This is a genomic window from Novosphingobium sp. Chol11, from assembly GCF_945870625.1.
Classification (GTDB): domain Bacteria; phylum Pseudomonadota; class Alphaproteobacteria; order Sphingomonadales; family Sphingomonadaceae; genus Novosphingobium.
Genome location: NZ_CAMBTS010000027.1, coordinates 14741 through 32547, shown reverse-complemented (window position 1 = coordinate 32547; position 17807 = coordinate 14741). Strand labels below are relative to the sequence as shown.

Genomic DNA, 17807 nt, shown 5'->3' with positions numbered 1-17807 from the left:
CATCGCCCCTTCCACTTTGCGCCGTGCCTCTTTGGAAAGCGAGCCGTGGTGAATGCCAATCGGCAGCTTGTCGTCGTTCACGTCCCACAGCAGCGAGAAGATGTATTCTGCCAGAAAGCGGGTGTTGGTGAAGATCAGCGTTGTCCGGTTGGCGCGGATTTGCTGGTAGATCTGCGGCACCGCCCATGTCGCGGCGTGTCCGCCCCAGGGCACACGCTCCTCCTTGGGCAGCAGAATTTCGACCTCGGCCGCCGCGCCCTTCTCGCCCGCCACCAGCGCGACATTGCCCACATCGCCCCATGGCGCAAGCCAGCTGCGAAACGCCTCGGGATCGGCCACCGTCGCCGAGAGCGCGGCACGGCGCATGTCGGGCGCCAGCGCCTGCAGCCGCGCCAGCGCCAGCGCCAGCAGATCGCCGCGCTTGCCAGTGGCAAAGGCATGGATCTCGTCGATCACCACGCGCTTCAGCTCGGCGAAGAGACCGGCGCTTTCGGGATAGCTCAGCAGCAACGAAAGCGATTCGGGCGTGGTCAGCAGGATATGCGGCGGGCGCGCGCGCTGGCGCGCCTTGCGATCAGACGGCGTGTCGCCGCTGCGCGTCTCGACCGTGATCGGCAGGCCCATTTCTGCAATCGGCGCAAGCAGATTGCGCTGCACATCATGCGCCAGCGCTTTCAGCGGCGAGATATAGAGCGTGTGCAGCCCCTCCGGCGCGGGCGCGCCGCCAAGCCGCGACGGCGCAAAATCGGCGAGAGTGGGCAGAAACCCGGCCAAAGTCTTGCCCGCCCCGGTATCCGCCACGAGCAGCGCATGCTGGCCAGCGTCGGCGGCCGCCAACATCGCGATCTGGTGCTGGCGCACCCGCCAGCCGCGCCCGGCGAACCAGCCTTCGACTTCGGGGGGGACAAGCATCGCGAACATCACCGCGTGTTACGCGCCGGTGCGCCAAAACGCACCCCTGCCTGTTGTGCCGTCCCCCAGGCCAGCGCGATCACCGCACGAGCATGACCGCCGCCGAAGCTGGCCCCCGGCGCAGGGTCAGCACGATGAAAACTTCGTTGCCCAATGTAACTTCGAGAAAGCGCCGCGGCTTGTCCTTCAAGGGCACAAGAAAGCCGCCCTCTCGCGGGAACAGCGATGTGGCGTATGCAGCCCGTGCACCGGTCGCGGCGCTGACGACAACATCCGCCGGGATCACGCCCCAGCCATAACTGTAGCCGCGCGCCGCCTCCCGCAATTCCTGAACAAGTTCAGAAGGAACGGGAACGAAGTGAAAGGGCGCAGGCCCGCGCCATTCGGTCACCATGCCCGCAAAACGGAAGCTGTCTGGCGCATGATCCTGCATGTTGTGAAGGGGCCGCCTGATCTCGCTGCGAGGATCAGTGGCCCGCTGCCTCGCCGCGCTTCACGCCCGAGCCGGCAAGCTGCGCGTCGATGACCCCCATCAGTCGGTCGAGGCCCTCGTGCGTATAGCTCTCGGCGCGCGCCACCAGCACATCCTGCGTGTTCGAGGCGCGCAGCAACCACCAGCCATCGGGCGTGGTCACGCGCGCACCGTCGGTTTCATCGACATCGGCACCTTCGGCTTTCAGCCGCGCCATGACCTCTTCGACCACGGCGAACTTGCGGCTTTCATCGACCTGAAAGCGCAATTCCGGGGTGTTGATCATCGCCGGCATGGCGCCGCGCAGGGTTGTTACGGACTTGCCGAGGCGCACAGACGCGGCAATCAGCCGAATCGCGGCATAAATCGCGTCGTCAAAACCATAATATTGGTCGGCAAAGAACACATGGCCGCTCATTTCGCCCGCGAGCAGGCAGCCAGTTTCCTTCATTTTGGACTTGATCAGCGAGTGGCCGGATTTCCACATCAGAGGCTTTCCGCCCAGTTCGGTCACGCGGTCGAACAACGCGCGACTGGCCTTCACATCCGCAATAATCATGGAGCCGGGTAACCTTTTCAGCAGCTCTTCGACATAGATCATCAGCAACTGGTCGCCCCAGATAATCCGACCCTCGCCGTCGATGACGCCGATCCGGTCGCCGTCGCCGTCGAAAGCCACTCCGAAATCGAGATTTCCCTGCGCGACGGAGCGCCGCAGATCAGCAAGATTCCTCTCCTCTGTGGGATCGGGATGATGATTAGGAAAATTTCCGTCGACTTCAGTAAACATCAGGATGTGCCGTCCGGGCAGGCGGGCGGTCAGCCGCTCGACCACGGGGCCGGCCGCACCGTTGCCAGTGTCCCATGCGATCGCCAGATCCGCGCCCAGATCCGAGAGCGCGCCGTCGTCGATCCCGTTCAGCCCTTCAAGAAGCCGGTCGACGTATGCGTCCATGATGTCGACGGTTTCCCGCGTGCCTTCGCCGTCTGTCCAATCGCCGCTGGCGGCGAGCACGCCGAGATCGAGTATGTCTGGACCGAAGAACGGACGCCCCTGAAATACCATCTTGAAGCCATTGTAATTGGCGGGATTGTGGCTGCCGGTTATCTGAATGCCGCCATCTACTTCTGGCAGTGAGGCGGCGGCGTAATACAGCATCGGCGTTGGCCCCATGCCCACGCGCACCACATCGATCCCAGATGCGCACAGCCCGGCCACCAGCGCCGCTTCCAGCACTGGCGAGCTGATCCGCCCGTCATAGCCTACCGCCACGCGCTTGCCCCCGGCGCGCGCGATGCGCGTGCCAAACCCCCTGCCAATCGCACGGGCATCTGCGGTCGTCAGCGTTTCATCGATGATCCCGCGGATATCGTATTCGCGCAGCACGGTGGGGTGGAAAGTATGAGTCAAGGGAGAGGCTATTCCTTGGACTGGCGCTGCTTGAAGCGATCTGCGCCTGGCTGGCCATCATGGCGCTGAAAATACGGGCTATTGGCGTTGAACAATGCGGGCCAGCAAAAGGTCGCGCGCCGCGTTGGCCTCGTGCACCGCTTCGGAAGTGCCGCCGCGATCGGGGTGGACCTGGCCCAGCAGCCGCTTGTGCGCCTCGATGATTTCGTCGCGGCCCGCCTTCGCGCTCACCCCCAGCAGGTTGCGCGCACGGGTCGCGGTGCGGGCGCGCTCGCTCTCTTGCCACAGCTGCCAGGGCCAGCGTCCGGCGAGAAGCCGCACCGCCAGGCTGCCCAGCACGGCAAGCCACAGCAGGTTCATGCGATGCCTTCCAGCACGCCTTGTGGGCGCCGCGCGTCCAGCGGCGGCAACGGCAGCTTCAGCCCCGCGACCAGCGCGCGCAATTCCTGGCGCGCCACAAGATGGCTGGTGCCCAGCTCGCCCAGATGGCCCTTGTCGAGCAAGGTGAAGCCGCTGGGGAACAGCTCGCGGTAGATCACGCGTTCGGAGAGCCCCTTGGCAATGCGAAAGCCGACTCGCTTGGAAAGCTCGGTCAGGGCAAGGTCGATCCGGCGCTGGTTGCGCGCTTCGATATGCTGGGTGCGGTTGCGCACCACCACCCAGTCCATCGCCCGGCGCGCGTCCCTGATCTGGCTTTTCGCGCGTTCTTTGCGCGCTTCCCAGATCAGCTCGGCATAAAACGAGAGCCGCCGCACCTTGAAGGTTTCCGCATCGACCTGCCCGATCAGGTCGAAATCGACAAAGCTGTCGTTCAGCGGAGTGACCAGCGTATCGGCGCCCGTGGCGACATGGCGGGCCAGCGGATCGTCGCGCCCCGGCGTGTCGAACACCAGAAAATCGTGGGATCGGCTCAGCTCGTCTATCATCGCGTCAAGCTCGGCCACGCTGGTGCCCTCGTAGACCGCGAACGTGGCGCTGGGCAGGTCGATCTTGCGGCACGCCTGCGTTTCCGCGCGGTTTTCCAGATAGCGGTGCAACGTGCGCTGGCGGGCATCGAGATCGATCGCCGCCACCCGCGCGCCCTGATAGGCAAGCGCGATCGCGACATGCACCGCCGTGGTCGATTTGCCGGTGCCGCCCTTCTCGTTGGCAAAAACGATGCGATAAGGGCCTGCGGGATAAGGCCCTGTTGGCGCCGGTGCAGACGTCGCGGGGCGGGTGCTCTCGTCCATGTTTGCTTTCCATAACCGGCACTTGCCGCCGCAACAAACTCGCGGCTAAAGACGACGCGCGTACCGCCGGTGCGAAGAAGATTAAAGGAGAGCCGCGGCGCGTGCAAACCATCTCTAGGCTTGACGACCTGCGCGAAGCCGTTAGCGCGCTCAAAAGCGGGGGAAAAACCCTCGCGCTGGTTCCCACCATGGGCGCGCTCCATCCCGGGCATATGGCCTTGGTGCGCGAGGCGCGGGCGCGCGCCGATCGTGTCGCGGTCTCGATCTTCGTCAATCCGCGCCAGTTTTCCCCGGCGGAAGACCTCGCTACGTATCCCCGCCCGATCGAAGCCGATCGCGCGCTGCTTGAGGCGGAAGGGGCCGATCTGCTGTGGCTGCCCACGGCGCAAGAGATGTACCCGGCAGGCTACGCCACCACCGTCTCGGTCGCGGGCCTCGATGCCGTGCTGTGCGGCGCGGCGCGGCCGGGGCATTTCGATGGCGTGGCAACGGTGGTCGCCAAACTGTTCAACCAGGTCCGCCCCGATCTCGCGCTGTTCGGCGAGAAGGACTGGCAACAACTCACGATCCTGCGCCGCATGGCCCGCGACCTCGACCTCACCCACCCCCACGCCGACATGATCCTCGGCGTCCCCACCATCCGCGAACCAGACGGCCTTGCGATGAGCAGCCGCAACCAGTACCTCAGCCCCGAAGAGCGAACCCAAGCCGCCGCCCTGAACCGCGCCATGCGCGCCGCCGCAGCGCGGATCGCGGCATGCGAACCGGTCGCCGCCGTACTGGCAGACCTCAAGACCGAAGTGCTAACCGCAGGCTTCCACGCCGTAGACTACGGCGACTTGCGCGATGCGGAGACGCTGGAGGATATGGCGGTGGTTGATGGCCGCTCAGCGCGGCTGCTGGTAGCGGCGCACATCGGCAAAGCGCGGCTAATTGATAATGTGGCGGTTGACCTGTGGACGATCTCTTGAAACAAGTGAGTTTGCAAAGCGAGGGCCGACATGGACGATAAGGAGGGGTTCCAGGTCACACGACGGCGATCTATAACGAGAATTGGAATCTGCATTCTCAATATTGTTCATCCCGGTCTTGGCTTGATCCGGCTGCAGCGTTACAAGACCGGCTTTTCTTTCATTGTTTTGAATTTTGCAATATTTTTTACTGTTATCGCGGTTTATTGGGGCGTCTCGCAAATTAGCTACAATATCTTTGTTGCCTTGTTCGCATTCGTATTTGCTGGTGTGCTGACCGCATTTGGAGGCTCGCTCATTTTAACCTGGCGGTGGAGTGCCGAGTTCGGCTCCCGCAAAGGTTGGCTATGGCGCTGGTATGGTATTTTAGGTCTCTGGCTAGTCTTGTCGGCTTTGTTCTCGCCCTTTTTGGGCCTCGCGGAAGGAAGCTATCGCAACTTTTATTTGCCCGCGAGCAGCATGGCACCCACCTTGGAGCAGAACGATAGGCTTATTGCCAAAATGCGAGATATCGGGCCAATCGCGCGTGGCGATGTCGTGATTGTTCGGACAGGCAAGGTCGAATATGTAAAACGTGTTGTCGGATTGCCCGGTGACACTTTCGCGATGCGTGAAGGTGTGATTGTGCTGAATGGTACTCCAGTGCCAAAAAATCGATTGGGGGAAGTCGAGCGCGACTTTGGCATTAGCGGGCTTCAGAGAGTGGTGCGTGAACGGGAGCAGTTCCCTGAGGAAGCCAAGGCCCACGAGGTGTTAGATCTAGGGGCTACGCCCCAGGATAACATTTCACCTGTCAAGCTCGGCATTGGCCAATACTTCTTGCTCGGCGACAATCGCGACAATTCGCTCGATAGCCGGTTTGAAGAGGCCGTGGGAGGTTTGGGCGTTGTCGATCAACAGCGGATCGAAGGCCGCGTCTTATTTCGCTATTGGCGAAGCAACGTTGGCTTGGGAGAAGGCCGCGTATAATGGCTGTGCGATAAACGAGGTTCTGAATGCATTCCGGGCGTTCGCCAACAGCACTCACCCCAAAGTCTCTCTCACCGTCGCAATCGGAATATAAACCCGGCGCGGATTGTCCGCATCGCCAAGCGGCGCGAACCCGAGATCGGCATAGAACTTCCATCGCCGCTCGAAATCGCCGCCATCCAGAATATCGAGGACGATGGCGGCAGCGCCCATCTGATCGGCAATGCCGAGGCAGCGCTTCATGGCATCGACGATGAGTGCGGTGCCGAGGCGCTTGCCATGCATGTCCTCGCGAACGGCCACAGCGCGGATATAGATCACCGGAACATCCGGGACGCGCGCACGCTGCCATGTCTTTGGGCCGAGGTCCGCGCGCACTGCCATTGCGCCGAGCGTATAGAAGCCCAGAACCGCAGGGTCGCCGTCAGCGGTGGCGATCCATGCGGCGACCATGCCCTGCTTGATCTGGTCGGTCAGCGACAGTTTCAGGAAATTGTCGATCGGCGCGAACCCGCAGGAGAAGGCGCTGCGGTCATGAAGCGCCTTGTCGAATTTCGCGATGGTGAGCGCGGGCAGGTCGTTGCCGGGCTCAGTCGGCATCCCTGAGCAGGCCCTTCGTCACCTTCGCGGCCTGCGCCAGTCCGGGCACCGTCCTGCCCGGAGCTTCTACGGCGGTCTTGAAAGCATCGAAAGCTTCGACCGGCAAAATCGACATGGCCAAGCGCTGCTCGACTTCCTGCGCACGGAGCAGCGCGGCTTGGCGGATGAAGTCCGCTTCCTGCAGGCCGGTCGCCGCCGCCGCTGCCCTGATCCGCGCTTCATCGGCGCGGTGCATGCGCACTTCCTTGCGCGCCTCCATCTTGCCGGGAGTGGGGATAACGGTCTCCAACGCGAACATGGGGCAGCCTCCTTGTGGACCGTGCGTACGGTAAATCGCCGTACGTGTCAATCAGTTCGCATCCTTTGGCGAACGAGGTCTTATGGCGCGCTTCTGCCCCACCCACCCCCAACCCCTCCCGTAAACGGGAGGGGGGGAAGGCGGCGCCGCAAGTGCCCCTCCCGCGTGCAGGAGGGGTTAGGGGTGGGCAACAGCGCAAGCCCCTTGACAAAACGAACCATATAGGCTATTTCTCCGCCCGGATCGGGAGCGGGCTAGGCCGGCTTTGCCCTCGCTCATTTGGCCTCGGGCGCTTGCGTCAAGGGCCAACGCGACCGGTGCGGCTGCGGGTTCAAGGCGGGGCGTTGACCCCAGAAAGACCTTGGCCAGGCAATTACCGCGCCAGCACAGGATCATGGCTCCCGCCGGGCTTTGGCCCAGGCGAGCACAGAAACCGGCACGCATGCGAGCCGCACCCCCGGTTTCGGGTCATGATCGACACCCCAAAGGCTGCGCCGGATCAGGACCTGCCCCATCCGGCCACTCGCACCAGATGCAGAACAACGCCCTCCCCGCAGCGCCAGTGCAGGCGCCGCACCGGTCGCGCGATCCACCCCTGCTGCCCCACCGCAGCACCCGCGCGCCCGAAATCCAAATCCAACAGGATCTGGCGGCCTCTTTGCGAACGGTCTTCGCCCCTCCACACCTTTTTTTCGTCACCCCGGGCTCGACCCGGGGTCCCGTTTACTTGGCGAGGGTGCAGAACAAGCGGGACCCCGGGTCAAGCCCGGGGTGACGATAGTGAGCGGGTGGGAACGGGCTTTGCGAGATCGCAGCGCTCCAGCACCCGCCGAAACTTTCAAAACAGGCTGGTCTGCGCGCTCCCCGCCATACCTTCCGCCTCATCCCCCGCGATCTCGCGCATCACTTCATCCTCCAGCGGCACCTGCATCGCCGCCGCGCCCGCGCCATCCGCCGCCAGCCAACGATCAAACCCTGCGCCGCTGCGCAAGATCACCGGCATCGCCTTGGGATGTACCCGCCCCACCACCTCGTTCGGCGCGCACGTCAGGAATGCAAAGCGCGCGCCTTCCTCCGTCATCCCCCAGAGCCCGGCGAACGCGAACAGCGGGTCATCCGGCAGATCGAACCAGTGCTTGCGCTTGCGGCCCGTTTGCGGATCGGGCGCGGCGGACCATTCGGAGAACGCGGTGACGGGCACGAGGCAGCGCCGCGCCGGATCGGCCATCGCGCTGCGCCAGAGTGGGCTGGCAAGGTTGCGCACATTGGTGATCGGGCGCTTGATCTCGCCGAACGGGGGCCAGCCCCAGCGCATCATTTCCAGCTGGCGGCTTGTTCCTTGCCTTGGGCCTTGTGCGGTCACGACCGGGGCCAACTGGTCGGGGTAGATTGCATCCATCGCGGGCAGGTTGCGCCCGCCGGTGTCTGCGGCGAAAAGCTGCGCAATGGCTTGCGCCGCGCCGGTCATGCGATAAAGATTGCACATCGACATAACCATACCGGGAGAGACGGCCATGGCTACCCAGATCCGCCCCAATATCGAAGGCTCCAAGATCGATTGTTCTGACAGCGAATGGCAGGCACGGCAGGAGCTCGCCGCCGCCTATCGCATCTTCGACATGCTCGGCTGGTCCGAATCGGTCTACAACCACATCTCGCTGCGCGTGCCGGATGAGGAAGGGGCCTTCCTGATCAATCCTTACGGCCTGCACTATTCCGAGATCTGCGCCAGCAACCTCGTCAAGATCGACATCGACGGCAACAAGCTGGCCGAAAGCCCATACGGCGTGAACTTGGCGGGCTTCACCCAGCATGCCTATTTCCACCGCCATCTGCCCCGCGCGCATGCGATCTGCCATGTCCATACCACCGCGACGATGGCGGTGTGCAGCCTTGAGGAAGGGCTGCTGCCGATCAATTTCTATGCCTGCAATCTGATCGGCAAGCTGGCTTATCATGATTTCGAGGGCGTGACCGTCCGCGCCGAGGAAGGGGATCGGCTGCTCGCCAATCTGGGCGACAAGAACATTCTGATGCTGCGCAATCATGGCCCTGTGGTTCTGGCGCACAGCCTTCAGATGATGCTGCTGCAACAATGGGTGCTGCAGCGCGCCTGCGAAATCCAGATCGCCACGCTTTCGATGGGCCAGCCGGTGATCCGGATCGCCGATGATGTGGTCGCGGTGCACCAGCGCGATATCGGCAAGGCCAGCCCTCCTGGCGGCCCCGGCGTCGGCGAATTCGCGGCCTGGACGCGGCGGATCGACAAGATCGATCGCAGCTGGCGCGATTGAGCCTGAAGCGTCCGGCCTGAAATATGGCCAGCCTCACGGTCAATAATCAGCCGCTGGAGTTCCGGCTCGAACCCGATACCCCGCTGCTATGGGCGCTGCGCGATGCCGCAAACCTCACCGGCACCAAGTATGGCTGCGGCACCGGGGAATGCGGCGCATGCATGGTCATTGTCGATGGACAGGCCATGCCCAGCTGCACGCTGCTGCTCGGCGAAGCGGAAGGGCGCAGCGTGACCACCATCGAAGGGCTCTCGCCCGATCGCAGCCACCCGGTGCAACAGGCGCTGGTGGCGGAGCAGGCGATCCAGTGCGGTTTCTGCACGCCGGGCCTGGTGATGACCGCAGCTGCGCTATTGGCGCAGAACACCGACCCGACCGAGGCGGACATCAAGACCGCGCTCACCAATATCTGCCGCTGCGGGGTCTATCCCCGGCTGGTGCGCGCAGTGCAGCGTGCCGGGCGGGCGATGCGCGGGGCCGAGCGCCTCGCGCCGCTGCCTGCGCCCGCAGTCGCGACCACGCCGGGGCTCTAAGTCCTTAGAAGATAACCTTGACCGAAAGCCGCGCGTTGCGGGGGGCGCCGGTGAAGATGTTGTTGTCGGTATGCGCGGTGGGGAAATAGCTGGTGTTCAGCAGATTCTCGATATTGATCTGCGCCGAAATGGCGGTGCTCAACTTGTAGAACACGGCAGTATCGACGCGGGTATAGCCGGGCAGGGTGACAGCGTTGCTGATCGCGGCAAAGCTTGAGGATTGGTGGGTGACGCCCAGCGCAAGGCCGAGCTTGGGGGTGGCCTCGTAGCGGGTCCACAGCGCGATCTGGCTTTCGGGCAGCTGCGCGAGCTTGCGCCCGGCGGGGGCGGCGGCGGTGCTGGACCGCACTTCGCCGTGTTGCAGGGTATAGCCCAGGCTCACTTGCCACTGCGGCAGAATGCGGCCCGATGCTGAGAGTTCGATGCCGCGGGTGCGGGTCTTGCCCGAAAGTTGGGGCAGGCCGGTGACGGGATCGTTGAAGCGCGAGTTGTCGCGGTCGAGGCGGTAGGCGGCAGCGGTTAGTGCCAGCGCCGGAGTAATGTCCCACTTCGCGCCGGCTTCAAGGTTGGTGAATTCCTGAGGGTCGAGGGTGGCCTGCGTGGCATCGAGCGCGCTGAACTGGTCGCCCGATTGCGGCAGGAAGCTGCGGGTGTAGCTGCCGTAGAGCGAGACGTTGGCCTTGGGCTTGACGATGATCCCGGCGCGGGGCGACCACTTGCGGTCGGTGCGCGCCGCGCTGGTGGTGTTCAGCAGGTTGTCGGCGCGAATGCGGAATTCGTCGTAGCGCACGCCGCCGACGATCTGGAGGAACGGGGCAAGCTCGATTTGATCCTGCACGTAGGCGGAGAGGGTCTGGACTTTGGTGAACGTCGTGCGGCTCTGCGCGCCGAAGCGCACCGGGGGGACAGCGATTTGGGTTGCCAGCGCGACCACGTTCGAACCGGTGAACACGGCTTCGGCCCGGGTGGAATAAGTCGCCTGATCGCCGGCTTCGATCCCGGCGAGCACGGTGTGTCCGATCCCGCCGGTCTTGCCCTGCCAGACAAGGTTGGCTTGGCCGATCCAGCTGTCGCGCACGGCGGCGCTGTTATACCCTGCCAGCGCGACCGTGCCTGCTGCCGGATTGACAGCGGAAGAGGCGAAGACATTGCCGTAATACTTGTCGCTATGGCTGTATTGCCCGGCGACGGTCAGCGTGAGATTTTCGGCGAGGCGATGTTCGAGGCGGCTTTGTACAATATGGGCCCGCACCGTGGAGATGTTAACGTCGCTGCGGCCGAAGAACGTATCGCGGAAGCCTTCAAGCGGGCGGCCCCCGAGCGAGGGGACGCCGCGATCGGTGATGCGGCTGTCGTCGTCGTAGTTGTACGACAGATCAATGCGCGTGGCATCGTCAGGGGCGAAGGCCAGCGTCGGGTTCACGCCGATGAAGCGGCCGTGAAACGCGGCGCGGTGGTTGTCGAACTCCTCGTACGTGCCATTGATCCGCGCGCCGATGGTTTGCGACAGCGGCTGGTCGAGATCGGCGGAGAGCACGAAGTCACCGAAGCTGCCCACGGCGGCACTGGCGGTGGCGAGCGCGCTGGATAGCGTGGGGGCCTTGCGCACCCGGTTGATCACGCCGCCGCCGCCGCCGCGCCCGAAGAGCAGCGCGTTGGCGCCTTTGAGCACTTCGACCCGCTCGATATTGTAGAGCGAGCGGTAATACTGGGTGTCATCGCGCAGTCCGTCGAGATAGAAATCGGCGGTGGTGTTTTGCCCGCGCAAGGTGATCTGGTCGCGATGGCCCTCGCCCATCCCGAGCACCACGCCGGGGACATAGCGCAGCGCTTCGCCAAGTTGGGTTGCGCCTTGATCATCGAGTTGTTCGCGGGTCAGGACGGTGACGGTCTGGGGCACATCAATCAGCGGGGTAGGTGTTTTCAGCCCGCCTGCGGTATCGGCGCGGTAGCCATCGACCTCGCCGACCACCACGATTACGCGGTTTTCGCCGTCATCAGCCCCAGCCCCGTCATTGGCCCCGCCATCAGCAGATGCCACAGGCGCGCTCTGGGCATAGGCCATGGGCGGAACAAGCGCGGCGGTGGAGAGCAGCAACAGGGCGATACGGTGCAAGACGCAATCCTTCTTGAGAACCATTCTCATGAAGATCGGCTAATGCGATTTGTTCTCAGTTGCAAGGGTATTATTAGGAATCATTCTCAAAAATGAACGGTCGCGCAGGCATGATCGCGCGGACCTTGCGCCTGACGGCGCGGCTGCGCATAGATGGCGGCATCGCTGGCATGAGGATGCAAGCATGAAGGCAACGATCTGGCACAATCCCGGCTGCGGCACCTCGCGCGGGGCGCTCGCCCTGCTGCACGAGGCGGGGGCGGACGTCACTATCATCGCCTATCTCGAAGCCCCGCCCTCGGCGCAAAAGCTCGCGCAGCTTTACCGGGATGCGGGGCTCACCCCCCAGCAAGGCCTGCGCCTGCGCGGCACCGATGCCGAGGCGCGCGGCCTTCCGGCAGCAAGCGATGCCGAAGTGCTGGCAGCGATGGTTTCAGAACCGCGCCTGATTGAGCGGCCGCTGCTGGAAACGAGCAAGGGGGTAAGGCTGTGCCGCCCCAAAGAGCGCGTGCACGAGATCCTGTGAGATCAAAGACTGGGGAGCGCGGCTTCGGCCATGATGAGCGCAAGCGCGCATGACAACACGATCAGCACGCGCAAGGCCTCGCCGACCGAAGGAGCAGCATGCTGGGCAAGGACGATGGCGCGCGACATAACCCAATGTTAAGCCCAGATGTCTTAACAAACGGTAAAGATCATTCCGGCCGGGCTGACTGCTCATTGAGCCATTCGAGCAGCGCGGCAAGGCATTCGCGCGCGAGCAGCTTGCTGCGCTCGGGGCTCCACCCCTGCGCCGGGTCAGGCAAATCGGCGTTGTCCTTGAACGGCATTTCCAGCGTCATCGAAACGCAGCCATGGCTGGGGCCGAAACGCTCGGCGAGCTGGTTGGTCGACATGGTGAGATTGGCCCGGCCAGCCGGGGCGGCAGGATAGCCGCGCTTCGTCTGGAAATCGGGCGTGCGCCGCTCCAGAATCGCGCGGTAGCGGGCATAGCCTTCGCTTTGCTGCTCGCTCAGCGAAGGAATACCGTCAAACCCGGCAAGAAAGACATGCGGGATCGCCTCATCGCCATGCACATCGATGGCGAAATGCACGCCGGTCTGGTCCATCGCATCGCGAATCGCGAGCACTTCGGGCGATCTTTCGGCCGAGGGCGCATGCCATTCGCGGTTGAGGTTCACCCCCGCCGCATTGGTGCGCAAATGGCCCCGGCACGATCCATCCGGATTGGCATTGGGCACGATGTGAAACCGGCATAGCTGGCGCAGGCGGCGCGCATGCGGGTCTGCCGGATCGGTGAGCATATCGAGCGCGCCCTCGATCCACCATTGCGCCATCGCTTCGCCGGGATGCTGGCGCGCATAGAGCCACACTTGCTTGGCTCCTTCGCCCAGCGAGAGGCAATCGATCGGCTGCCCTTCGATGCTGCGGCCGAGGCTGCGGTGGCTCACCCCTTCGCTCGCGGCGGCGGCGGCCACCACATCGTGATGGCGCTCCATCGAGTAGGGCGCGAAATAGGCAAACCAGCACGGGCCCGGCTCGGGCCTGTGGCGGATGGTCAGCGTGCCGCCGTCTTCGTCTTTATCGAATGTCGTCTCGGCGCGGCCCCAATACTCGCGGTCTTGCGAAACCGCCGCGCGGTAATCGGTCCAGCCACCGGGATAGGCCGCCGCGTTCAGGCCCGTGAGCTTGAGCTCCAGCGCGCGCCCGGCGGCCCCGCTCACGCGGAAATGAAACCACTGGAAAAACTCGGAATCGCGGTCCTTGCGGATCGCCAGCCGGGCCTGGGTGCCAGCGATGGCAAGAACTTCGATATTGCCGCTATCGAATGCGGCGTCGATTTCGATTGGAGTCAGGGTCATTTCACCCTGATAGTCTCCCCCGACGTGCCGGGGAAGAGCGAGAACAGCGCTTTGGCCATGCGCGCCGCGATGATCTCGGCCCCGGGGCTGCGGGCCTTGCTGCGCTCGGTGCTCTCGGCGCGTCCTTCCCACAAGGGTTGGCCGCTCGCGCGCGCGCGAATCACCACGGAGAGCCGGGTGGAGACCGTGTCCCTTGCCCCGCCGCCCAGATTGAAGCCCACGCCCAGCCCGACGCCGCTGTTCCAGCCGCCGGTCGATCCGCCGACCCCGACGGACACAGGGCCGCTGCGGCGCGCTTCATCGCGGCGGTTCTGGCGCTCGATGCGCACTTCGGCGGTGGCATCGGCCGCGCCGGGGGTGGACGCGGCAAAGCCGAGCGCGGCCAGCTCGCGCTGCACCGCCGCCAGCCAGACGCCGCTTTCGAGGCTGCCTGCGTCTTCGCCCGGTGCAGCGATCACCACCACTGCGCCGCGCCCCAGCGCGGTGATCGTTTCGGGGGTGTGAAAACGGGTGACTTCGACCGGCGCAGCGAGCGCCGGCGATGCAGCGGCAACAAGCAGGAGTGCGGCAAACAGGGGGAGGGCGCGCATGGCAGGCAATCTTTCAGCGTTGGGGACAAAAGGGTGCGGGATCATCACTCTGACCGCTTTACTCGCCGGGGGCAATCATGCGCGGAATGGCGGCGGCAAGCGGCTGCACGATCTCGCCTTCCGGAAATCTTGCGAAAAGCGCAGCAGCCAGCCGCGTTGCCATCGCGCCGTTGTCCAGCCCGGATTCGCCTTCGCGGGCCTGCCCCTCGGCGTATCCCTCCCACAGCACACGGCCGCTGGCCTTGTCGCGAATGCGCACATCGAGCCGGGTGGCGATGATCGCCTTTTTCGCCTTGGTCAGATCGACCGCCAGCGCAAGGCCAAAGCCGCTGCCGCGATTGCTGATGGTGGTGCTCATCGCGCCGCTGATCGGCTTGCGCGGGGCCTCTTCGGGCACGGCGGTGCGATGCGCCACGCCGATTTGCGCGATCTGGCCGCGATCGCTGCTGCTGGCGGTGTCATACCCGCGCCGGGCCAGTTCATCGACCACCGCCGCTTCATAAACCGGCAGCTTGCCCAGTTCATCGCCGCCCGAGATCGCCGCAACCACGATTTGCCCTTTGCCCAGCAATTCGTCCGCATCGGCGGCGTGAAACGCGGTCACGGCGATGCCGGGCGCAGGCTCTGCGCTGCCGGTCTGCCGGTTCTGGCGCTGATCCTGCCGCGGATCCCCGCGCCGGTCGTTCCAGCCGCCGCCGCCGCGAGGCCCGCCATAAGGGCCTTCCCCGGGCATGCCCTGAGCGAACGCGGGCACCGCAAGAGCCGCGAGGATCAAGGCAAAGGGCAGAATGTATGGCCGGGTCATGGCGCGCCTTTCGGGCAACTTGTTCGGCGCAGCCTAGGCGCGCGTTACTGTCACCGCGATGAATGCCCGCTTCGTTGGGGATTCCTTCATGCTCGATGACTGATAGAGCGGCGCCACGTCGCAAACTTGAGGATGATTCGCATGGTTCCCGTTCTCGTTACCGGCGGTGCTGGTTATATTGGCAGCCACGCGGTGCTGGCGCTCAAGGATGCAGGCTGGCCGGTCGCGGTGATCGATAATCTCACCACCGGTTTCCGCTTCGCCATTCCCGATGGTGTGCCGCTCTATGAAGGCGATATCGAAGACGGCGCGCTGCTGGCGCGTATTTTCGCCGAGCAGGGCACGCGGGCCGTGATGCATTTTGCCGGCTCGATCATCGTGCCCGATTCGGTCGAAAATCCGCTCAAGTATTATCACAACAACACTGCCAAAAGCCGCGCGCTCATCGCCGCTGCGGTGGCGGCCGGGGTGCCGCATTTCATCTTCTCGTCGACAGCGGCGACTTATGGTGTGCCCGAGGTTTCGCCCGTGACCGAAGACAGCCCGAAGCTGCCGATCAATCCTTATGGCATGTCGAAGCTGATGACCGAATTCATGCTGGCCGATACCGCCACGGCGCATGCGCTGAACTATTGCGCGCTGCGTTATTTCAACGTTGCCGGGGCCGATCCGCAGGCGCGCACCGGGCAATCGACCGCAGGGGCGACCCATCTGATCAAGGTGGCCGTCGAAGCCGCACTTGGCAAACGCAGCCATGTCGGCGTGTTCGGCACCGATTATGATACGCCGGATGGCACCGGGGTGCGCGATTATATCCATGTGTCGGATCTGGCCGCCGCGCATGTTCTGGCGCTGGAAGCGCTGATCGCCCAGCCAGAGCGCTCGATGACGATGAACTGCGGCTATGGGCGCGGTTTTTCGGTGCTCGAAGTGCTCGATGCGGTCGACCGCGTGACCAACCGCACGATCACGCGCGAGCTGCAAGGACGGCGCCCGGGCGATCCCGATTCGCTGATTTCGGACAATCAGCGGATCAAGGCGACCCTGCCGTGGGTGCCGCGCTATGCCGATCTCGAAACGATTGTCGAACATGCGCTGGCGTGGGAACGCAAACTGACCGAGATTCGCGGCGAAGGTTGACTTGGGGGCCATGCGCCAGTAACCGCCCACCTTCAATTTTGCGCCCGGTCACGTTCGGGCTGAGGGATTCGCCATGAAAATTCGCAACAGCCTGAAGTCGCTCAAGGATCGCCACCGCGACAACCGCGTGATCCGCCGCCGCGGCCGCACCTATGTGATCAACAAGACCAACCGCCGCTTCAAGGCGCGCCAGGGCTAAGTTTTGCGCAGTTCCGGTGCAGTCTCGCGACGGCGGGGCTGCACCGGATACCGGGATGCAAAGCGCACCCCATGCTGCACTTGCCGTAATGGTATTGGGCCACCGCCAAACCGGGGGCCTTGTTGTTTGCGGGATCAGCCACGATGGGCGAAGCGCACAAGGTCGACACGGTCGTCTGGGATATCGGACGGGTGCTGGTCCAATGGGATCTGGCGCGGATTTATCGCGATGCCATTCCCGATGCAGCCGAACGGGCCTGGTTCGTCAGCGAAGTGGTTTCCGAGGCATGGCATGCGCAGCACGATGCCGGCATCTCGCATGCCGAGATGGTCGCCGCGCGGCAGGCCGAATTTCCCCGCTATGCCGATCTCATCGCGCTTTATGAAACCAATTGGCTGGAAAGCCTGCCCGGCCCGGTGGCGGGCACGCACGGTCTGATCGAGCGGCTGGCGGCGCGCGGGGTACCGCAATTTGCCATCACCAATTTCGGGGTGGATGCGTGGAACCTGTTCCGCCCCACCTTTCCGATCCTCGATCACTTGCAGGATATTGTCATATCCGGGGTAGAGCGGCTGGTAAAACCGGGCGAGGCGATCTTCGATCTGGCGGCGCGGCGCTTTGGGCGCGCGCCGGCGAACATGCTGTTCATCGATGACAGTGCCCCCAATGTGGCTACCGCGCGCGCGCTGGGTTGGCAGGTGCATCATTTTGCCGGCGATGCAAACGCGCTGGAGGCGCAGATGGCCGGGTTGGGATTGCTTTAGGCGGTTTGCGGCCCCGGAAAGGCCAGCGGCGGATCGCCTGCGGACCACGGCGCAACGCGGATCATGACCGCTGCGAACAGGCTGGACCCCATGAAACCCGCCAGCCAGACTTTGAGGCGGGGCAGCGGCTCGCTGTCGAACCATGCCGGGTCGGTCGCGGCAAACTGGCGCACGAACGGCATGATCGCGGCGTCGGCAAGGCCCCGCTCTGGCCCGCACAGCATCCCCGAGGCGGACAGGCGGCCTTCCAGCGCATGGAGGAATTCCGCGCCGCTGCGGCGATGAACCAGCGGGTCGGTGCCGTGCCTGCCGGGATATTTGAACCGGTCGAGGTCGTGCTTGAACGGGCCGTCGTTCGCAGCGATCAAGGCTGCGTCATCGCGCGCCAGCCAGCCTTCGGGATCATCTCGGGCCAGCGCCCAGCGCATCACATCGAGGCTTTCTTCGATCACCGCGCCGTCCGGCAACACAAGCACCGGAACCGTGCCCTTGGGCGAGGCGGCGAGCATCGCGGCAGGCTTGGCCGCCAGCTTCACCTCGCGCAGCTCGCACGCCGTCTGGCTGATCGCCAAGGCCAGCCTTGCGCGCATGGCATAGGGGCAGCGGCGGAAACTGTAGAGCACCGGATCGGCCATGGCG

General features: G+C 64.3%; 22 protein-coding genes. 8 read left to right on the top strand and 14 right to left on the bottom strand.

The features are described 5' to 3' along the window. The 5 genes from Q0O40_RS06890 to Q0O40_RS06870 form a co-directional block, all read right to left on the bottom strand. On the bottom strand, positions 1-921 hold a 921-nt coding region (locus tag Q0O40_RS06890; RefSeq protein WP_295527866.1), incomplete at its 3' end, for a DEAD/DEAH box helicase. A 70-nt stretch (positions 922-991) separates the two neighbouring features. Further along, on the bottom strand, positions 992-1345 hold the full coding sequence (locus Q0O40_RS06885; protein ID WP_295527865.1) for a DUF1905 domain-containing protein: 354 nt from the start codon (positions 1343-1345) through the stop codon (positions 992-994). Between the two features lie 34 nt (positions 1346-1379). After that, complete coding sequence (gene pgmG, locus Q0O40_RS06880; protein WP_295527863.1) at positions 1380-2795, bottom strand: phosphoglucomutase/phosphomannomutase PgmG; 1416 nt, start codon at positions 2793-2795, stop codon at positions 1380-1382. 78 nt (positions 2796-2873) lie between these two features. Next, positions 2874-3155 (bottom strand): molecular chaperone DnaJ, encoded by a 282-nt coding sequence (locus Q0O40_RS06875; RefSeq protein ID WP_295527861.1) that lies wholly within the window; start codon positions 3153-3155, stop codon positions 2874-2876. Continuing rightward, entirely contained in the window at positions 3152-4027 is an 876-nt protein-coding gene (locus Q0O40_RS06870) for a division plane positioning ATPase MipZ (RefSeq protein ID WP_295527859.1), read from the bottom strand. Before Q0O40_RS06870 ends, Q0O40_RS06875 begins: the two co-directional genes overlap by 4 nt. A gap of 101 nt (positions 4028-4128) precedes the next feature. Between Q0O40_RS06870 and panC the strand changes: the two genes are divergently transcribed. Then, the gene (gene panC / locus Q0O40_RS06865; protein ID WP_295527857.1) at positions 4129-4998 is read left to right on the top strand and encodes a pantoate--beta-alanine ligase; all 870 of its coding nucleotides are present in this window, start codon (positions 4129-4131) and stop codon (positions 4996-4998) included. Between the two features lie 30 nt (positions 4999-5028). Continuing rightward, positions 5029-5967, top strand: a complete 939-nt coding sequence (gene lepB, locus Q0O40_RS06860; RefSeq protein WP_295527855.1) for a signal peptidase I — start codon at positions 5029-5031, stop codon at positions 5965-5967. Positions 5968-6021: 54 nt separating this feature from the next. Here lepB and Q0O40_RS06855 read toward each other — a convergent pair whose 3' ends face one another. From Q0O40_RS06855 to Q0O40_RS06845, 3 genes are all read right to left on the bottom strand, one after another. After that, a complete protein-coding gene (locus tag Q0O40_RS06855; RefSeq protein WP_295527853.1) occupies positions 6022-6567 on the bottom strand; it encodes a GNAT family N-acetyltransferase in 546 nt (181 codons plus the stop codon). After that, positions 6557-6865, bottom strand: a complete 309-nt coding sequence (locus Q0O40_RS06850) for a DUF1778 domain-containing protein (RefSeq protein WP_295527850.1) — start codon at positions 6863-6865, stop codon at positions 6557-6559. Before Q0O40_RS06850 ends, Q0O40_RS06855 begins: the two co-directional genes overlap by 11 nt. Positions 6866-7703: 838 nt before the next feature. Then, entirely contained in the window at positions 7704-8381 is a 678-nt protein-coding gene (locus Q0O40_RS06845) for an SOS response-associated peptidase (protein WP_295527848.1), read from the bottom strand. On the opposite strand from Q0O40_RS06845, the gene Q0O40_RS06840 reads away from it, so the two are divergent. Continuing rightward, positions 8380-9159 carry a class II aldolase/adducin family protein gene (locus tag Q0O40_RS06840; RefSeq protein WP_295527847.1) on the top strand — a complete coding sequence of 260 codons (780 nt, stop codon included), beginning with the start codon at positions 8380-8382 and terminating at the stop codon, positions 9157-9159. The two genes, Q0O40_RS06845 and Q0O40_RS06840, sit on opposite strands and share 2 nt — an antisense overlap. A gap of 23 nt (positions 9160-9182) precedes the next feature. After that, entirely contained in the window at positions 9183-9692 is a 510-nt protein-coding gene (locus Q0O40_RS06835; protein WP_295527845.1) for a (2Fe-2S)-binding protein, read from the top strand. 4 nt (positions 9693-9696) lie between these two features. Here Q0O40_RS06835 and Q0O40_RS06830 read toward each other — a convergent pair whose 3' ends face one another. Then, positions 9697-11838 (bottom strand): TonB-dependent siderophore receptor, encoded by a 2142-nt coding sequence (locus Q0O40_RS06830; protein WP_295527843.1) that lies wholly within the window; start codon positions 11836-11838, stop codon positions 9697-9699. 154 nt (positions 11839-11992) lie between these two features. On the opposite strand from Q0O40_RS06830, the gene Q0O40_RS06825 reads away from it, so the two are divergent. Beyond that, complete coding sequence (locus Q0O40_RS06825) at positions 11993-12334, top strand: arsenate reductase family protein (RefSeq protein WP_295527841.1); 342 nt, start codon at positions 11993-11995, stop codon at positions 12332-12334. 2 nt (positions 12335-12336) lie between these two features. Here the strand turns inward: Q0O40_RS06825 and Q0O40_RS06820 are convergent, their stop codons facing one another. Genes Q0O40_RS06820 through Q0O40_RS06805 form a run of 4 tightly spaced genes read right to left on the bottom strand, consistent with a single transcriptional unit; the run spans position 12337 to position 15065 of the window. Continuing rightward, positions 12337-12462, bottom strand: a complete 126-nt coding sequence (locus Q0O40_RS06820) for a hypothetical protein (protein WP_295527839.1) — start codon at positions 12460-12462, stop codon at positions 12337-12339. Between the two features lie 41 nt (positions 12463-12503). Beyond that, positions 12504-13664 carry a M14-type cytosolic carboxypeptidase gene (locus tag Q0O40_RS06815; protein ID WP_295527870.1) on the bottom strand — a complete coding sequence of 387 codons (1161 nt, stop codon included), beginning with the start codon at positions 13662-13664 and terminating at the stop codon, positions 12504-12506. 2 nt (positions 13665-13666) lie between these two features. Then, positions 13667-14260 (bottom strand): DUF4136 domain-containing protein, encoded by a 594-nt coding sequence (locus Q0O40_RS06810; protein WP_295527837.1) that lies wholly within the window; start codon positions 14258-14260, stop codon positions 13667-13669. Between the two features lie 58 nt (positions 14261-14318). After that, complete coding sequence (locus tag Q0O40_RS06805) at positions 14319-15065, bottom strand: DUF4136 domain-containing protein (protein ID WP_295527835.1); 747 nt, start codon at positions 15063-15065, stop codon at positions 14319-14321. A gap of 132 nt (positions 15066-15197) precedes the next feature. Here Q0O40_RS06805 and galE point away from each other — a divergent pair, with 132 nt between their 5' ends. The 3 genes from galE (at position 15198) to Q0O40_RS06790 (ending at position 17168) form a co-directional block, all read left to right on the top strand. Further along, complete coding sequence (gene galE, locus Q0O40_RS06800) at positions 15198-16205, top strand: UDP-glucose 4-epimerase GalE (RefSeq protein WP_295527833.1); 1008 nt, start codon at positions 15198-15200, stop codon at positions 16203-16205. 73 nt (positions 16206-16278) lie between these two features. Continuing rightward, the gene (ykgO, locus tag Q0O40_RS06795) at positions 16279-16404 is read left to right on the top strand and encodes a type B 50S ribosomal protein L36 (protein WP_003046794.1); all 126 of its coding nucleotides are present in this window, start codon (positions 16279-16281) and stop codon (positions 16402-16404) included. 143 nt (positions 16405-16547) lie between these two features. Continuing rightward, positions 16548-17168, top strand: coding sequence for an HAD-IA family hydrolase (locus tag Q0O40_RS06790; RefSeq protein WP_295527829.1), 621 nt, complete (start codon positions 16548-16550; stop codon positions 17166-17168). Here the strand turns inward: Q0O40_RS06790 and Q0O40_RS06785 are convergent. Continuing rightward, positions 17165-17803: a glutathione S-transferase gene (locus Q0O40_RS06785; protein ID WP_295527827.1), complete on the bottom strand. Its 639-nt coding sequence runs from the start codon at positions 17801-17803 to the stop codon at positions 17165-17167. The genes Q0O40_RS06790 and Q0O40_RS06785 overlap by 4 nt on opposite strands. Positions 17804-17807 lie beyond the last annotated feature (4 nt).

Bases quoted from the DNA above. Each gene is read 5' to 3' on its own strand.
- Q0O40_RS06785 (WP_295527827.1), bottom strand. From the start codon at position 17,803: ATGGCCGATCCGGTGCTCTACAGTTTCCGCCGCTGCCCCTATGCCATG.
- Q0O40_RS06790 (WP_295527829.1), top strand. From the start codon at position 16,548: ATGGGCGAAGCGCACAAGGTCGACACGGTCGTCTGGGATATCGGACGG.
- Q0O40_RS06805 (WP_295527835.1), bottom strand. From the start codon at position 15,065: ATGACCCGGCCATACATTCTGCCCTTTGCCTTGATCCTCGCGGCTCTT.
- lepB (WP_295527855.1), top strand. From the start codon at position 5,029: ATGGACGATAAGGAGGGGTTCCAGGTCACACGACGGCGATCTATAACG.
- Q0O40_RS06855 (WP_295527853.1), bottom strand. From the start codon at position 6,567: ATGCCGACTGAGCCCGGCAACGACCTGCCCGCGCTCACCATCGCGAAA.
- Q0O40_RS06875 (WP_295527861.1), bottom strand. From the start codon at position 3,155: ATGAACCTGCTGTGGCTTGCCGTGCTGGGCAGCCTGGCGGTGCGGCTT.
- Q0O40_RS06835 (WP_295527845.1), top strand. From the start codon at position 9,183: ATGGCCAGCCTCACGGTCAATAATCAGCCGCTGGAGTTCCGGCTCGAA.
- ykgO (WP_003046794.1), top strand. From the start codon at position 16,279: ATGAAAATTCGCAACAGCCTGAAGTCGCTCAAGGATCGCCACCGCGAC.
- Q0O40_RS06810 (WP_295527837.1), bottom strand. From the start codon at position 14,260: ATGCGCGCCCTCCCCCTGTTTGCCGCACTCCTGCTTGTTGCCGCTGCA.
- Q0O40_RS06850 (WP_295527850.1), bottom strand. From the start codon at position 6,865: ATGTTCGCGTTGGAGACCGTTATCCCCACTCCCGGCAAGATGGAGGCG.
- Q0O40_RS06845 (WP_295527848.1), bottom strand. From the start codon at position 8,381: ATGGCCGTCTCTCCCGGTATGGTTATGTCGATGTGCAATCTTTATCGC.
- galE (WP_295527833.1), top strand. From the start codon at position 15,198: ATGATTCGCATGGTTCCCGTTCTCGTTACCGGCGGTGCTGGTTATATT.
- Q0O40_RS06820 (WP_295527839.1), bottom strand. From the start codon at position 12,462: ATGTCGCGCGCCATCGTCCTTGCCCAGCATGCTGCTCCTTCGGTCGGC.
- Q0O40_RS06825 (WP_295527841.1), top strand. From the start codon at position 11,993: ATGAAGGCAACGATCTGGCACAATCCCGGCTGCGGCACCTCGCGCGGG.
- Q0O40_RS06830 (WP_295527843.1), bottom strand. From the start codon at position 11,838: ATGAGAATGGTTCTCAAGAAGGATTGCGTCTTGCACCGTATCGCCCTG.
- Q0O40_RS06870 (WP_295527859.1), bottom strand. From the start codon at position 4,027: ATGGACGAGAGCACCCGCCCCGCGACGTCTGCACCGGCGCCAACAGGG.
- Q0O40_RS06885 (WP_295527865.1), bottom strand. From the start codon at position 1,345: ATGCAGGATCATGCGCCAGACAGCTTCCGTTTTGCGGGCATGGTGACC.
- Q0O40_RS06840 (WP_295527847.1), top strand. From the start codon at position 8,380: ATGGCTACCCAGATCCGCCCCAATATCGAAGGCTCCAAGATCGATTGT.